The organism is Streptomyces sp. NPDC088147, assembly GCF_044741565.1.
GTDB lineage: Bacteria > Actinomycetota > Actinomycetes > Streptomycetales > Streptomycetaceae > Streptomyces.
In genome coordinates this window covers 60350-74723 of record NZ_JBIUSY010000005.1, presented here as the reverse complement: position 1 = coordinate 74723, position 14374 = coordinate 60350, and the positions used below count along the sequence as shown (strand labels likewise).

The window sequence follows — 14374 nt, the reverse complement described above, 5'->3', positions numbered from 1 at the left end:
GCACCGTACGGAGTCATGCCGGACGTGCGGCCCGTGACGGCGGATGACGGGAGCCCCGCCCAGGGAAAGGGCGCGCGGGCCGATACGGAGGGCGGACGGGCCGATACGACGGGCATGCGGGCCGATCCGGAGGGCGTGCGGGCCGATCCGGACGGGCGGTGGCTGACAGCGGTCATGCACGCCGCGTTCTTCCTGCTGCTCGGCTCCTCGCTCGTCCGCTTCCTGACGCGGGATCAGGGCGACGCGCGTACGTCGTCGTGGATCGTCGCGCTGTTCGCCGTCTTCTGGCTGCTCTACGTCCTCGGACAGCTGCTGGCGCCCGCGCCGCGCCCCGGCGCCCGGCCCACCGCACGGCATCTGGCCTGGCTGGGCGCGGTGTCGGCCGTCTGGCTCGTGCTGCTCGTCCTCGCGCCGAGCGCCACCTGGTGCGCCATGCCGCTGCTCTTCGCCGGACTGCACACGCTGCCCGCGCGGATCGCGGTGCCGGTGGTGGCCGTCCTCACCGCGCTGGTCGTCGCTTCCCAGATACGGGTGTCGGAAGGCACGCTCAACCCGAACATGGTCATCGCCCCGCCGGCCGTCGCGGCGGTCGCCACCGCCGTCCTGGTCCATCTGCAACGCCAGGCGGCCCGGCAGCGCACACTGATCGACGACCTGGTCCGTACCCGCCGCGACCTCGCCGCCACCGAGCGCCGGGCGGGCGTCCTGGCGGAGCGGCAGCGGCTGTCCTCGGAGATCCACGACACCCTCGCACAGAGCCTGTCCAGCCAGCGGATGCTGCTCCAGGCCGCCGAGCGCGTCTGGCGGACGGAGCCGGACGTGGCCCGCGGACATATCAGGGACGCGGCCGAGATCACCTCGCGCGGCCTCGCCGAGGCCCGCCGGTTCGTCCATGACCTGGCCCCGGCCGACCTCGCCGAGTTCACCCTGCCCGAGGCGCTGAGCGCGCTCGCCGCGCGCGAGAGCGGTCCGGGCCTGACGGTGGCCGTCCGGCTCGACGGCACCCCGGGCCCGCTGCCGGCGCGGGTCGAGGCGGCGCTGCTGCGCATCGCCCAGGGCGCGCTGGCCAATGTGCGGGAGCACGCCACCGCGACGCGCGCCGTGCTGACCCTGACCTGGCTGGACGACCAGATCTCGCTGGACGTCGCCGACGACGGACGGGGCTTCGACCCGGACGGCGCGCCCGCCCACGGTGAGGGGCGCGGGCACGGGCTGCCCGCGATGCGTATCAGGGCGCGGCAGGCGGGCGGCGCGCTCACCGTGGAATCCACGCCGGGCGAGGGCACGGTGGTGTCGGTCGCCGTGCCCCTCGTCCCCGTAGCCCCCGGCCCGCCCGATCTGCCCGACCCGCTCAACCCGCCCGACCCGCTCAACCCGCCCGATCCGCCGAGGGAGACCGCATCGTGAACCCGCTGGAGTCCTCCCCGCCGATCCGGCTGCTGCTCTGCGACGACCACGCCGTGGTGCGTGCCGGGCTGCGCGCGCTGCTGGCCAGTACCGACGGCATCGAGGTGGTCGGCGAGGCGGGCAGCGGCGAGGAGGCCCTCGCCCTGGCCGCCCGCGTACGCCCCGATGTCGTACTGATGGACCTTCAGCTCGGTGGTGGCATGGACGGCGTGACGGCCACCCGGCGGCTGACGTCGGCCCCGGCATCGGCTCTGACGCCGGGTGGTGCGGAGGGGGCCGGCACGCCGGGCCCGCGCGTGCTGGTGCTCACCATGTTCGACACCGACGCCGACATCACCCGCGCCATCGAGGCGGGCGCCACCGGCTATCTGCTGAAGGCCGAGCGACCGGAGGAACTGTTCGCGGCGATCCGCGACGCGGCGGCGGGCCGTACCGCGCTGTCGGCCCCGGTCGCGGACCGGGTGCTGGCCCAGATGCGCAGCCCGCGCCCCGTGCTGTCCGAGCGCGAGCGCGACATCCTCCGGCACCTGGCGCTGGGCCTGGGCAACCGGGAGATCGCACGGGCCCTGTTCATCAGCGAGACCACGGTCAAGACCCATCTGGGACGGATCTACGGAAAGCTGGGCGTGGACACCCGGGCGGCGGCGGTGGCCGTCGCGGGCGAGCGGCGGCTGCTGCTGCCCTGACGGCGGCCGCTGCCGCCCCGGGGGCGCCGCTTCTCAGGAAACGTTCAGAGAACCTCATTAGTCTGCGCGCCACAACACAGGCTTGAGGAGGCGGATCGTGGGGCGTGGAGGGCAGTCTCTGGCACGGGTGGCCGTGATCGTACGGGCCGGTGCCGTCCCGCTGTGGTGGCTGGGGGTCCTCGCCACCGGGATCGGTGTCCTGCTCCCCGGACTGACCGGGCGCAGGATCGGCGGCTACACCGGCGCGGTGCTGTTCGTGGTGTGCGCCGGGGTGGTCGCGCTCGTACGCCGGCGCCGGTACACGGAATGGGCGGACCGGGCCGACCGGGCCGGGAAGTTCGACTTCCTCCAGGACCGCGCCGTGACGCTGCGGAACTGGCGCCGGGCGAACCGCTGGTGGCTGCTGGGCGCCTTCCTCGTCGCGGTGGGGAGTTCGTTCGCGCTGCCCGGCGCCGGGGGCCCGGCCCTGGCGGGCGTGGGCGTCGGGCTGTGGCTCAAGGCGGCCTGGCTGGGGCGCCGGGAGCGCCGGGACGACGCGCTGCTGTGGGTACGTACCGACTGGGCCGGCGCCGGGCATCCCGTGGGCAAGAAGGTCAAGGGCTACCGGACCACGGGGACCGCGGCCGGTGACGCCGTGCCGGGCGGGGCACGGCGCCGTCACTGAGCGGCCGTACGGCCGTCAGACCTCCAGGTCGGCCTCGATTCTCATCAGCTGGTGGCGGGCCATCGCCAGATTCGCCCGTGACTTGTCCAGCGCCAGATAGAGGAACAGACCGTTGTTGCCGCGTCCCTTGAGCAGCCGTATCAGGTGGTACTGGCCGCCGAGGGTGATCAGGATGTCCTCGATCTCGTCCTGTAGCCCGAGCAGTTCCATGGTGCGGACCTTGGCCCGGACCACATCGGTGTTGCCTGCCGCGGCCACTGTCAGATCGAGGTCCTTGCCGCCGCCGACCGTGCCGAGGGCCATGCCGCTGGAGTAGTCGACGAGGGCGGCTCCCAGGGCGCCGTCGATGACGGTGGTGGCCTGCTTGAGGGCGGCTTCGGTGTTGGCCATGGATGTCGCACTTCCTTTCCGTCCGGTGCGGGCGGTCCGGGAGGTCCCCGGGGCCCGGGTGGCGCGTGTTCCGCGTGTTCCACGTGGATTGGGGGTGGGGTCGGCGGTGGGGGTGTGGGCGGTCATCGGTCAGGCGTTCTCCAGCCGTTCCAGGGCCCCGTCGACCAGTTCACCGATCCGGGTACTGGACCGCCGGGCCTCCAGATGGAGCCGGCCCACATTGATCCGGGGTTCCGCGAGGACCGTCAGCACCGCGGAGGCGCCCGCCGCGTACGTCGCGACGTACCCCAGCTCGCCCCGGATCAGCAGCTCCCGGAACCCGCCCTGTCCCGTGGTGTCCGTGAGGCGCAGGGCGACGCCCAGCGCGGCGGCGGTGAGCGCGGCCACCCCCTCCGCCTCCACGTCGGCCGTGTCCTGGGCCAGCACCAGACCGTCGGTACTGGCCGCGAGCGCGCCGGTGAGCTGGGGGAGGCGGGCCCGCAGGCGCCTCAGCTCGCCCAGTACCTCGGCTTCCGCCGTCATCAGCTGTCTCCTCTCGGCACGTGCCCGCAGCGCGCGCCTCATGACGGCGTGGCGCGGTCCGGCACGACGTCGGACACGGCGGGTCCTGTCCGGGCCCGGTGGATGGAACGGGGAGTCACAGGCTTGCCTCCAGGGCGTCGCGGAGCCGGCGTAACAGGGCGATGTCCGGATCGGCCGAGACCGTCGCGACCCAGGAGGGGACCGCCGCGGGCGTGGCCGCCGCCGGTTCGGCGGGCGTCTCGACCAGCCCGGCCGCGGCCAGCCGGCGGATGTCCAGCAGGGTGTGGAACGCGGGCCTGCCCAGCGCCCAGGCGATGGCCAGTGGTGTCCGCACCCCGTCCGCCAGCTCCAGCAGCACGCGTTGGCGGCGGGTGACCGCCTGGCCCGGCGCCGGTTCGCGCGCCCGCACGGGCGCGGTGTCCACGGCCGCGTACGGCCAGACCTGGTCGAGGAGTTCGCGTCTTCGCCGGGTCTCGCGCTCGACGGCGGACGCGGCGACGGGCCGTACGGGACCGATCCAGTGCGCGACGCCGTAGCGGAAGCGCGTGGGGCCGCTGCCGGGCGCGAGAGCGAAGTAGGCGGCGTCGAACAGCGCGCCCAGATGGCAGATCTCCAGCTCGCCGCCGCCGATCCTGCCGCTGTCGACCAGGAACCGGCCGACCTCGCGGCGGGCGCCCGCCCGGTCGACCGCCTCCTCCCAGCCCGCGCGCGGCAGCCGGCCGCCGGCGGTGAGCAGGACGTCGATCCCGGGAGCGGCGGGGCTCTCCGCGTGTACGACGCGGCCGTCGGCGAGATAGAGCGTGCCGTGGTCGCGCAGGAGCGCTCCGGTGGCGCGCTCGCCGGCCAGCCGGACGAGCATCGGGGAGACCGGGGAGACCGGGGAGACGGCCGGGGCGGTTGGGGCGGCCGGAGAGGCCGCGGTGTGCGCGGAGTCCGGTGTGTGCGAGGAGCCGGGGGTGTGCGAGGACTCAGGGGTGTGCGCGGACGCCGCCGTCATCCCAGCACCAGCCGTTCGGCGAGCTGTCCCAGCCGTAATCGGGCCAGGGCGAGGTTTCCGGTGTCGCGGTCGAGCCAGAGATGGAGGAAGACGCTGCTGTCGAACGTCGTCTCGACGAAGCTCAGGAGGTGGTAGCCGGTATGGGTGGTGACGATGAGGTCCTCGACGGGCGGGCCCTTGTGGCCGGCCGTGAGGGCGGGCGCGAACGCGGTGTACTCCGCGGCGGCTCTGGCCAGTTCGGCCGTCTCGGCGGCGGTCGCCTCATGGTCGCCGTTGGGCGATTCGCCCGCCGTGCCGAGCGCGAGACCGCTCGTCCAGTCCACGATCGCCGCTCCGCGCGCTCCCGGCAGCTCCATGGCCTCTTGTAGGCACGCGTCGATTCCGGGCACGCGGACTCCCCTCCCAGCCGGGCGTGCGGGCGCACTGTTGTGCGGCAGTGACCGCGAGATTACGCAACGTTCGTGCGGGGGGAGGAGGTTCTGGCATTTTCCATCGGAACATGCGTGCCGGGCCGCCGGGGACCGGCCACTTCCGGCCGTCCCGGGCCGCCGGCCGCCCGTACCGCTCCGCCGGGCCCGCCCCGGGCGGTCTGCCGGCCGTCCCGGTCGGCCGGCCGTCGTCCTAGCCGGCCGGCAGGAGCGCGTCGGCGTATTCCCCGCCCGACTCGGTGACGATCTCCGCGACCGTCTGCGCGGCCCGTACGGTCGCGAAGCGCACCCCGCCGCCGGCCGTGTCCGGCGCCGTCACGAAGCCGTGGACACCCGGCCTGGCCAGGCTGTTGTACGCGTAGTGGTTGGAGAAGTAGTACGCGCCGGTGTCGAGGGCGGCCACCAGATCGCCCTGTTCCAGCAGCGGCACGGGCCGGTTCTCGGCGAGCAGATCGCCCGCGAAACAGGCCGGGCCCGCGATGTCCTGGGCCACGGCGGGGCCCGTCTTGGGCCGTCCCCCGGCGTCGTACGCGGCGATGCGCAGCGGCCAGGAGGCGGGGTCGTAGACGGTACGGGTGGCGACCTGCGCGCCCGCGTGGGTCACCGCGATCGGGCGGCCACCGGCGGACTTGGCGTATTCGACGCGCGCGAGGACCGTGCCGTGCTTGGCGAGCAGAGAACGGCCGAATTCGGTGACCAGTCCGTAGCGGCCGTCCAGCAGTCCGGGGACGGTCTCCCTCAGCAGCCGGGCGTAGGCCGCGTACGTCGGTGTCTCCTCGTCCGAGCCGAAATTGACCGGGAGACCGCCGCCGATGTCGAGGGTGTCGATCTGGCGGCGGCCGGCCGCCGCGTTGATCTCCTCGGCCAGTTCGTACACCGTCCGTACGCCCTCGGTCATCCGCTCCAGCGGCACGCCCTGCGAGCCGGAGTGGGTGTGCAGCCGGGTGAGCCAGGGGCGGTCCAGAAACGCCCGGATAACCCAGGCGCGGGCGCCCTCGTCGCGCAGTGCGATCCCGAACTTGGAGGTGGCGGTCGCGGTGGAGAGGGCGCCGATGGAACCGCCGCCGACCTGCGCGTTGATCCGCAGCCCGAGCGGGGAGGCGACCGGTCCTGTGCCGGAAGCCGGTCCGGAGCCGATGAGGGCCGGTCCGGAGCCGATGAGGGCGTCGAGCCGGTCCAGTTCCTGCGGGTTGTCCGCGTTGACCGCGATGCCGAGCGCGAGGGCCTCGCGCAGCTCGGCGGTGGTCTTGGCGGGGGAGTCGAGGACGGTGTGCTCGGGCCGTACGCCCGCCGCGCGGGCGAGGGCCAGCTCACCCGGGCTGGCGACCTCGGCGCCGATGCCCTCTTCGCCGAGCAGGCGCACCACGGCCACCAGGGGCGCCGCCTTCACCGCGAAGGCGTGCAGAACGGCGGTGCCGGGGGCGGTGATCTCGTCGAAGGCGGTACGGAGCGCGGCGGCGGAGGCGCGGATCCCGGCCACGTCGAGCAGGGCGACGACGGGCTCGGTCTCGCTGATCAGCCCCTGCGCCACGGCGGCCCGTACGGCGAGGTCCCGGCGGGCCGCCGCACCGGGGGCCGCGCTCGTACCTCCGTCCGCGGAGCCGTTCGAGCCGTTCGAGTCGTCCGGGCTGTGCGGGCCGTGCGGGGGAGTGCCGCCGCCGTCACCGCTGTCTCCGTCACCGTTGTCGCCGTCACCCTTGTGCTGAACCGAAGCCATGCGTGCCAGCCAATCACCCGCCGACCGGCCACGCAGCTGTTGACTACAAGTATTCATCCGGCGAGGATGTGAATAGATTGGCCAACAGGCCGGTCGGCAGGCCAGTCGGCAGATCCACCACGAAGGAGGCATCGCCATGTCAGGACCGCGACCCGTACGGGCGCCGCGCGGTACGGAACTGAGCGCCCTGGGATGGCAGCAGGAAGCCGCCCTCCGCATGCTCCAGAACAACCTGGACCCCGAGGTCGCCGAACACCCGGACAAGCTGGTCGTCTACGGCGGCACCGGCAAGGCCGCCCGCGACTGGCGCTCCTTCGACGCGATGGTGCGTACGCTCCGCACCCTCAAGCAGGACGAGACGATGCTCGTCCAGTCCGGCCGTCCGGTCGGGGTGATGCAGACCCACGAGTGGGCGCCGCGCGTGCTGCTCGCCAACTCCAATCTGGTCGGCGACTGGGCGAACTGGGAGGAGTTCCGGCGCCTGGAGGCCCTCGGGCTCACCATGTACGGGCAGATGACGGCCGGGTCCTGGATCTACATCGGCACACAGGGCATCCTCCAGGGCACGTACGAGACGTTCGCCGCCGTCGCCGCCAAGAAGTTCGACGGCACCCTCGCCGGGACGATCACCCTCACCGCCGGTCTGGGCGGCATGGGCGGCGCCCAGCCGCTGGCCGTCACCATGAACGACGGCGTCGCGATCTGTATCGACTGCGACCCGCGCGCCATCGAGCGCCGGATCGAGCACCGCTATCTCGACGTACGGGCCGACAGCCTGGAGCACGCGCTCCAGCTGGCGACCGAGGCGCGGGACGCGCGCCGGCCGCTCTCCATCGGCCTGCTCGGCAACGCGGCGGAACTGCTGCCCCGGATGCTCGCCGAGGGCGCCCCCATCGACATCGTCACGGACCAGACCTCCGCCCACGACCCGCTGGCCTATCTGCCGCTCGGCGTCGACTTCGACGAGATGGCCTCGTACGCCGCCGAGAAGCCCGCCGACTTCACCCAGCGCGCCCGGGAGTCCATGGCCCGGCACGTCGAGGCGATGGTCGGCTTCATGGACGCGGGCGCCGAGGTGTTCGACTACGGCAACTCCATCCGCGGCGAAGCCCAACTGGCCGGATACGACAGGGCCTTCGCCTTCCCCGGCTTCGTGCCCGCCTATATCCGGCCGCTCTTCTGCGAGGGCAAGGGCCCGTTCCGCTGGGCCGCGCTCTCCGGTGAGGCGTCCGACATCCACAAGACGGACAAGGCGATCCTCGACCTCTTCCCGGAGAACGAATCCCTGCACCGCTGGATCAAGATGGCCGGCGAACGTGTCCACTTCCAGGGCCTGCCGGCCCGGATCTGCTGGCTCGGCTACGGCGAGCGCGACAAGGCGGGCGAGCGGTTCAACGACATGGTGGCCTCCGGTGAGCTGGCCGCGCCGCTGGTCATCGGGCGCGACCACCTGGACTGCGGCTCGGTCGCCTCCCCGTACCGCGAGACCGAGGCCATGCTCGACGGCTCCGACGCCATCGCCGACTGGCCGCTCCTCAACGCCATGGTCAATGTCGCCTCCGGCGCCTCCTGGGTCTCCCTGCACCACGGCGGCGGCGTCGGCATGGGCCGCTCCATCCACGCCGGGCAGGTCTCGGTGGCCGACGGCACGAAGCTCGCGGGCGAGAAGATCCGCCGCGTCCTGACCAACGACCCGGGCATGGGCGTCATCCGCCATGTCGACGCGGGCTACGACCTCGCGGAAGCGGTCGCCGACGAGCGCGACGTCCGCGTCCCGATGCGGGAGGGCGAGTGACCGCGTCACCGCCTCCCGCGCCGGAGCACGCCGAGGGCACCCCGGGCGGCGCCCGCCGACCCCCCTCCTTCCAGGAGATGTGGCGTGAACTCGCCCCGCTCGGCCGCGACTCCGGCAGCGGCGGCTACCGGCGGTACGCCTGGACCGCCGCCGACGCCGACTGCCGCGCCTGGTTCCGCGCGCAGGCCGAGGCCCGCGGGCTGGCCTACGAACTCGACCGCAACGGCAACCAGTGGGCCTGGCTCGGCGATCCGTTCGCCGGGGACGCCGTCGTGACGGGGTCGCATCTGGACTCCGTACCGGACGGCGGCGCCTTCGACGGCCCGCTCGGTGTCGTCTCCTCCTTCGCCGCACTCGACGAACTCCGGGGCAGGGGCGCGCGGTTCAGCCGCCCCCTGGCCATCACCAACTTCGGTGACGAGGAAGGCGCCCGCTTCGGTCTCGCCTGTGTCGGCTCCCGGCTCACCGCGGGCCGGCTCACCGCCGAGCAGGCCCGTGACCTGCGCGACGGGGACGGCGTCACGCTGCCCGGGGCGATGGAGGCGGCTGGCCACGACCCGTCCACGCTGGGCCCCGACCCCGAACGCCTCGCGCGGATCGGCGCGTTCATCGAACTGCACGTCGAGCAGGGCCGCGCCCTCGACCTGTCCGGTGACCCCGTCGGTATCGCGTCGGCGATCTGGCCGCACGGCCGCTGGCGCTTCGACTTCCGGGGAGAGGCCAACCACGCGGGCACCACCCGCCTCGCCGACCGCCGGGACCCGATGCTGCCGTACGCGGAGACCGTGCTCGCCGCCCGCCGCGAGGCCGAACTCGCCGGAGCCCTCGCCACCTTCGGCAAGATCTCCGTCGAACCCAACGGCGTCAACGCCATCCCCTCCCTCGTCCGTGGCTGGCTGGATTCCCGCGCCGCCGACCAGTCCGCCCTGGACACCGTGGTCGCCGGTATCGAGGCAGCCGCCCGCGCGTCCGCGGACCGGGCCGGGATCGACCTGTCCGTCGTACGGGAGTCCTTCACCCCCGTGGTCGAGTTCGAGCACGCCCTGCGGGACGAACTGGGCAAGATCCTCGGGCAGCGCTCCGGCGGCGGCGCTCCCGTACCCGTCCTCGGCACCGGCGCCGGGCACGACGCGGGTATTTTGTCCGGCTCCATCCCCACCGCCATGCTGTTCGTACGCAACCCCACCGGGGTCTCGCACTCCCCGGCCGAATCCGCGGCCGAGGACGACTGCGTGGCCGGGGTCCTGGCACTGGCCGACGTACTGGAAGGACTCGCGTGCGCATGACGCACCCCACAGCGGCACCGGGCAGGACGCGGGTCACGGACGACGGGACGGCCACCAGAAGCGGGCAGACCACCACGCCCGGGGCGGCCACCGGGACCGAGGCCGCCACCGCGCCGGGCCCCGCCCCCTCGCCCGGCCCCGCCGTCCCGGCCGGGCCCGCCGGTCCCGTCTACTGGCTGGAACACGCCTGGCTCGGCACCCACGTCGAGCCGGGCGTCGCCGTCGCCGTCACGGACGGCCGGATCACCGACGTCCGCACCGGCGTCAGGACCCCGCCGCCCGGAGCGGTGGTCCTGCGCGGACTGACCCTCCCCGGGCTGGCCAACGCCCACTCCCACGCCTTCCACCGCGCCCTGCGCGGCACCGTCCAGGTCGGCTCCGGCACCTTCTGGACCTGGCGCGAGATCATGTACGGAATCGCCGCCAAGCTCACCCCCGACTCGTACTACGCCCTCGCCCGCGCCGTCTACGCGGAGATGGCGCTCGCCGGTATCACCGCCGTCGGGGAGTTCCACTACCTCCACCACACCCCGGACGGCGCCCCGTACGACCGGCCGAACGCGATGGGGGAGGCGCTGATCGCGGCGGCGGCCGAGGCCGGGATCCGGATCACGCTCCTGGACACCGCCTATCTCTCGTCCGGCATCACGAAGCGGCGCGGCGGCGCGCCCCCCGACCGCCATCAGATCCGCTTCTCCGACGGAACGGCCGCCGCCTGGGCCGAGCGCGCCGCCGACCTCGCCTCGGCCCACGAGGACAGCGCCCACGCCCGGATCGGCGCGGCGATCCACTCCGTGCGCGCCGTACCCGCCGAGCAGCTCTCCACCGTCGCCGAGTGGGCCGAGGCCCACCGGGCACCGCTGCATGTGCATCTCTCCGAGCAGACCGCGGAGAACGACGCCTGCCTCGACGTGCACGGCCGCACCCCCACGCGTCTGCTCGCCGATCACGGCGTACTCGGCGCCCGTACCACCGGCGTGCACAACACGCATCTCACCGACGAGGACATCGCCCTGCTGGGCGCCGCCAGGACCGGCACCTGTATGTGCCCCACGACGGAACGCGATCTGGCCGACGGCATCGGCCCCGCCGCCCGGCTCCAGCGGGCGGGCTCGCCGCTCTCGCTCGGCAGCGACAGCCACGCCGTCATCGACATCCTCGAAGAGGCCCGCGCGATGGAACTCGACGAACGGCTGCGCACCCGCAGCCGCGGTCACTGGACGGCCGCCGCCCTCCTGCACGCGGCGACCTCGACCGGCCACGCGGCCCTCGGCTGGCACGAGGCGGGCAGGATCGAGCGCGGCGCGCTCGCCGATCTCGCCACCATCGCCCTGGACTCGGTCAGAACAGCGGGCACGCTCACCCGGCTCGGAGCGGAGACAGCCGTATTCGCCGCCTCCGCGGCGGATGTGCGCCACACCGTCGTCGCGGGCCGCCAGATCGTCCGGGACGGTGTGCACGCCCTCGTCCCCGACGTGCCCAAGGCCCTCGCCGAGTCGATCGCAGCCCTGCGCGGCTGACGCCGCGGACGCCGCCGAAGGAGAAGACCGTCACGATGACGACCACCACCACGGCGGGAACCACCGCCCTCACCAACATCGCCAGTCTGGTCACCAACGACCCCTCCCTCGGTGACGGAACCCCCATCGGTCTGATCCAGGACGCGGCCGTCGTCATCGACGGCGACCGCGTGGTCTGGGTCGGTGAGTCAAGCAAAGCACCCGCCACTGACAACGCCGTCGACGCCGGTGGCCGGGCCGTGATCCCGGGCTTCGTGGACTCCCATTCCCATCTCGTCTTCGCGGGCGACCGCACCCAGGAGTTCAACGCCCGGATGTCCGGCCGCGCCTACTCCGCCGGCGGCATCCGCACCACCGTCGCCGCGACCCGCGCCGCCACCGACACCGAACTCGGCGCCAACGTCGCCCGCTATCTGGCCGAGGCGCTCCGCCAGGGCACCACCACCCAGGAGACCAAGTCCGGTTACGGCCTGACCGTCGAGGACGAGGCCCGCGCCCTCCGTATCGCCGGCGCGCACACCGACGAGGTCACCTACCTCGGCGCGCACATCGTCCCGCCCGACCACGCCGGTGACCCGGCCGCGTACGTCGCCCTCGTCACCGGCGAGATGCTCGACGCCTGTGCCCCGTACGCCCGTTGGATCGATGTCTTCTGCGAGAAGGGCGCCTTCGACGGGGACCAGGCCCGCGCGATCCTCACCGCGGGAGCCGCGAAGGGCCTGCACCCGCGCGTCCACGCCAACCAGCTCTCGTACGGTCCCGGCGTCCAGCTCGCCGTCGAACTCGACGCCGCGTCCGCCGACCACTGCACACATCTGACCGACGCGGATGTGGACGCCCTCGCCCACAGCGCGACCGTGGCCACCCTGCTCCCCGGCGCGGAGTTCTCCACCCGCGCCGTCTGGCCGGACGCCCGCCGCCTCCTCGACGCGGGCGCGACCGTCGCGCTCTCCACGGACTGCAACCCCGGCTCGTCCTTCACCTCGTCCATGCCGTTCTGCATCGCGCTCGCCGTACGCGACATGGGCATGACCCCGGACGAGGCGGTCTGGTCGGCCACGGCGGGCGGCGCGGCGGCTCTGCGCCGCCAGGACATCGGCCGCCTCACCCCGGGCGCCCGCGCCGACCTCGCCCTCCTCGACGCCCCGAGCCATGTGCATCTGGCGTACCGCCCGGGAGTCCCCCTGGTCACGGCGGTCTGGCGGGCCGGCGAGCGGGTGCGCTGAGGCCGGGCCGACCGACCGGGGCCGACCGCGTCCAGGCCGGGGAGCGGCGCTCCGCTGCCCCCGGTCCGCTGCCCCCGGTCTATGGCCCTCCACGACGCTCCGCCGCCCGGCGCGGGGTCCGCCGCCCCCCGGTCCATGGACCCCCCGCCGCCCGGCGCGCCCTCACCCCTTCAGTACGGCCACCTCATCGATCTTCGCCCGCAGCCTCCGCACGGCCTGCGTCTTCGCGTACGGCTTCAGCCTGCGCTGCATCGTCTCGAAGTGCTCGTCACCCCGCGCCGACGAGACATGCTCGTAGTCCTCCAGGAACTGCCACCAGCTCGCGCACGCGGCCTCCAGATGCCCCAGCTCCAGCTGACGCTGCGCCAGCACCGCGAGGAAGTGGACCCTGCCCTGCCGTTCGTTCTTCTGCTGCGCCTTCAGGGACTGCTGGAGCGCGGATATCGAGCCCGGCAGATCCTTGAACTCGTACAGCACATGGGACGTGTGGAACAGATACGCGGTCGCGTCGTAACCGCCCACGGACTCACGCCGGTTGTCGGCCTTCGTCAGCGCCGTCTCGGTCTCCCGGAGCCGGGCGAACGCCTGCCGTTTGTCGCCGACCATCGCCGCGGAGTGGGCCTGCTGCCCCGAGAGGAAGGCCCGCAACCGCGGTCCGGCCTTCGGGGACGCCTCGGCGGCCGAGTCGGCGAGCTCCAGCGCGCGCTTGCCGTAGCCGAGATTGGACGCCTGGAGGGACATGCCGCGCAGCGTCCGGCAGTACGTCGTGTGGTCCTCGGCGGCGCCGGCCAGCTCCAGGGCCCTGAGGTAGTACCGCTGGCCGAGCCCGTGCGCCCGCTCGTACATCGCCATCCATCCGGTCAGATAGACCAGGTCGGACGCCGCGGACAGCATGTCGCTCCGTACGCCTTCCGGAGCCTCGGCCTTGAGCCAGGGCATGACCGTGTTGACGAGAAACGCGGCGGCCATCGGGCGGGCGTGCCCTCCGCCGAGTTCATCGAGAATGTCCGCTATTCGATCGGTCATCGTACGTACGGCCTGTACTTGCGGCGCGCCGATCCGGGCCGTCCGTTTGCCGGGGGGCGCGGTCGCCGAGGTGGCGGCATGTGCCAGATCCGGGAACAGCGGTACCACAATCGCGGCGGAGAACAGTCCTGCGGCTATCAAACTGCGACGCGACGGGTCCATATCGGCCCTTCCCATGTCGACCAGTTCTTCGAACGTGTTGACGCCGGAAGCGACGGAGGAGCCGGGTACGCCGGAGCCCGCCGGGACGTGCGCGGAGGCCGCGGCCGGCAGACCGGCCTCGGCATGGGTGACCGGGCGCCTGAGCTTGCGCGCGAACGCCTCCACGATCAGTGGTCTGACCTGCTCCTTCGGGGTGGTGCCCGCGACCCAGTGGGAGACCGCGGACTGGTCGTAGCGCAGCTGGAGCCCGGCTTCCGCGCCGATGCGATTGATGATCTGTGCGAACTGCGCACGGGACCACTTCGCCTGCTCCAGCAGAGAGGCCAGCCCGGCATTGGGTGTGCGTGAGTGACGTGAGTTACTCGCCATGCCTTTAACTCCCCCAAGCGTTCATGGCTTTCATTCTCGGACCTGCCCTCCACGGTACCCGGGGAGGGTAATAACGCGGTTTTCTCTTCAAGTAGACGCCGAACACACGAAGAGAGCGGGGGGCCAAGGTGACCACAGTGACAGACCGCAGAGCCGGAGGCACAGAGGAAAACGCACAC

General features: G+C 73.1%; 13 protein-coding genes. 7 read left to right on the top strand and 6 right to left on the bottom strand.

All coding sequences use genetic code 11. The features are described from left to right. Window positions 1–114 precede the first annotated feature (114 nt). The 3 genes from ACIOGX_RS18390 (at window position 115) to ACIOGX_RS18380 (ending at window position 2757) form a co-directional block, all read left to right on the top strand. Window positions 115–1407: a sensor histidine kinase gene (locus ACIOGX_RS18390; protein ID WP_401915077.1), complete on the top strand. Its 1293-nt coding sequence runs from the start codon at window positions 115–117 to the stop codon at window positions 1405–1407. Continuing rightward, on the top strand, window positions 1404–2093 hold the full coding sequence (locus ACIOGX_RS18385) for a response regulator (protein WP_401914357.1): 690 nt from the start codon (window positions 1404–1406) through the stop codon (window positions 2091–2093). Before ACIOGX_RS18390 ends, ACIOGX_RS18385 begins: the two co-directional genes overlap by 4 nt. Window positions 2094–2190: 97 nt before the next feature. Further along, entirely contained in the window at window positions 2191–2757 is a 567-nt protein-coding gene (locus tag ACIOGX_RS18380) for a hypothetical protein (RefSeq protein WP_401914354.1), read from the top strand. A gap of 15 nt (window positions 2758–2772) precedes the next feature. Here ACIOGX_RS18380 and ACIOGX_RS18375 read toward each other — a convergent pair whose 3' ends face one another. The 5 genes from ACIOGX_RS18375 to ACIOGX_RS18355 form a co-directional block, all read right to left on the bottom strand. Beyond that, a complete protein-coding gene (locus ACIOGX_RS18375; RefSeq protein WP_356512746.1) occupies window positions 2773–3147 on the bottom strand; it encodes a hypothetical protein in 375 nt (124 codons plus the stop codon). Window positions 3148–3276: 129 nt separating this feature from the next. After that, window positions 3277–3711, bottom strand: a complete 435-nt coding sequence (locus ACIOGX_RS18370; RefSeq protein WP_129769980.1) for a roadblock/LC7 domain-containing protein — start codon at window positions 3709–3711, stop codon at window positions 3277–3279. Between the two features lie 73 nt (window positions 3712–3784). Further along, window positions 3785–4528 (bottom strand): transcriptional regulator, encoded by a 744-nt coding sequence (locus tag ACIOGX_RS18365; RefSeq protein WP_356512889.1) that lies wholly within the window; start codon window positions 4526–4528, stop codon window positions 3785–3787. A gap of 134 nt (window positions 4529–4662) precedes the next feature. Next, a complete protein-coding gene (locus tag ACIOGX_RS18360; protein WP_356512748.1) occupies window positions 4663–5055 on the bottom strand; it encodes a hypothetical protein in 393 nt (130 codons plus the stop codon). 232 nt (window positions 5056–5287) lie between these two features. Beyond that, on the bottom strand, window positions 5288–6811 hold the full coding sequence (locus ACIOGX_RS18355; protein WP_401914350.1) for a diaminopimelate decarboxylase: 1524 nt from the start codon (window positions 6809–6811) through the stop codon (window positions 5288–5290). Window positions 6812–6947: 136 nt separating this feature from the next. On the opposite strand from ACIOGX_RS18355, the gene hutU reads away from it, so the two are divergent. The 4 genes from hutU (at window position 6948) to hutI (ending at window position 12638) form a co-directional block, all read left to right on the top strand. Further along, window positions 6948–8606 (top strand): urocanate hydratase, encoded by a 1659-nt coding sequence (hutU, locus tag ACIOGX_RS18350; RefSeq protein WP_129769978.1) that lies wholly within the window; start codon window positions 6948–6950, stop codon window positions 8604–8606. Window positions 8607–8683: 77 nt separating this feature from the next. Further along, a complete protein-coding gene (locus ACIOGX_RS18345) occupies window positions 8684–9892 on the top strand; it encodes an allantoate amidohydrolase (protein ID WP_401915074.1) in 1209 nt (402 codons plus the stop codon). After that, on the top strand, window positions 9889–11412 hold the full coding sequence (locus tag ACIOGX_RS18340; RefSeq protein ID WP_401914347.1) for a formimidoylglutamate deiminase: 1524 nt from the start codon (window positions 9889–9891) through the stop codon (window positions 11410–11412). The genes ACIOGX_RS18345 and ACIOGX_RS18340 overlap by 4 nt, the downstream gene beginning before the upstream one ends. A gap of 35 nt (window positions 11413–11447) precedes the next feature. Further along, a complete protein-coding gene (hutI, locus tag ACIOGX_RS18335; protein ID WP_356512755.1) occupies window positions 11448–12638 on the top strand; it encodes an imidazolonepropionase in 1191 nt (396 codons plus the stop codon). Between the two features lie 162 nt (window positions 12639–12800). Here hutI and ACIOGX_RS18330 read toward each other — a convergent pair whose 3' ends face one another. Next, window positions 12801–14195, bottom strand: coding sequence for a hypothetical protein (locus ACIOGX_RS18330; protein WP_356512757.1), 1395 nt, complete (start codon window positions 14193–14195; stop codon window positions 12801–12803). Window positions 14196–14374 lie beyond the last annotated feature (179 nt).

What these genes read in the sequence shown, in the direction of transcription:
- ACIOGX_RS18390 (WP_401915077.1), top strand. Translation starts at nt 115, where the DNA reads ATGCGGGCCGATCCGGAGGGCGTGCGGGCCGATCCGGACGGGCGGTGG.
- ACIOGX_RS18355 (WP_401914350.1), bottom strand. Translation starts at nt 6,811, where the DNA reads ATGGCTTCGGTTCAGCACAAGGGTGACGGCGACAACGGTGACGGAGAC.
- hutU (WP_129769978.1), top strand. Translation starts at nt 6,948, where the DNA reads ATGTCAGGACCGCGACCCGTACGGGCGCCGCGCGGTACGGAACTGAGC.
- ACIOGX_RS18345 (WP_401915074.1), top strand. Translation starts at nt 8,684, where the DNA reads ATGTGGCGTGAACTCGCCCCGCTCGGCCGCGACTCCGGCAGCGGCGGC.
- ACIOGX_RS18375 (WP_356512746.1), bottom strand. Translation starts at nt 3,147, where the DNA reads ATGGCCAACACCGAAGCCGCCCTCAAGCAGGCCACCACCGTCATCGAC.
- ACIOGX_RS18365 (WP_356512889.1), bottom strand. Translation starts at nt 4,528, where the DNA reads ATGCTCGTCCGGCTGGCCGGCGAGCGCGCCACCGGAGCGCTCCTGCGC.
- hutI (WP_356512755.1), top strand. Translation starts at nt 11,448, where the DNA reads ATGACGACCACCACCACGGCGGGAACCACCGCCCTCACCAACATCGCC.
- ACIOGX_RS18340 (WP_401914347.1), top strand. Translation starts at nt 9,889, where the DNA reads ATGACGCACCCCACAGCGGCACCGGGCAGGACGCGGGTCACGGACGAC.
- ACIOGX_RS18370 (WP_129769980.1), bottom strand. Translation starts at nt 3,711, where the DNA reads ATGAGGCGCGCGCTGCGGGCACGTGCCGAGAGGAGACAGCTGATGACG.
- ACIOGX_RS18330 (WP_356512757.1), bottom strand. Translation starts at nt 14,195, where the DNA reads ATGGCGAGTAACTCACGTCACTCACGCACACCCAATGCCGGGCTGGCC.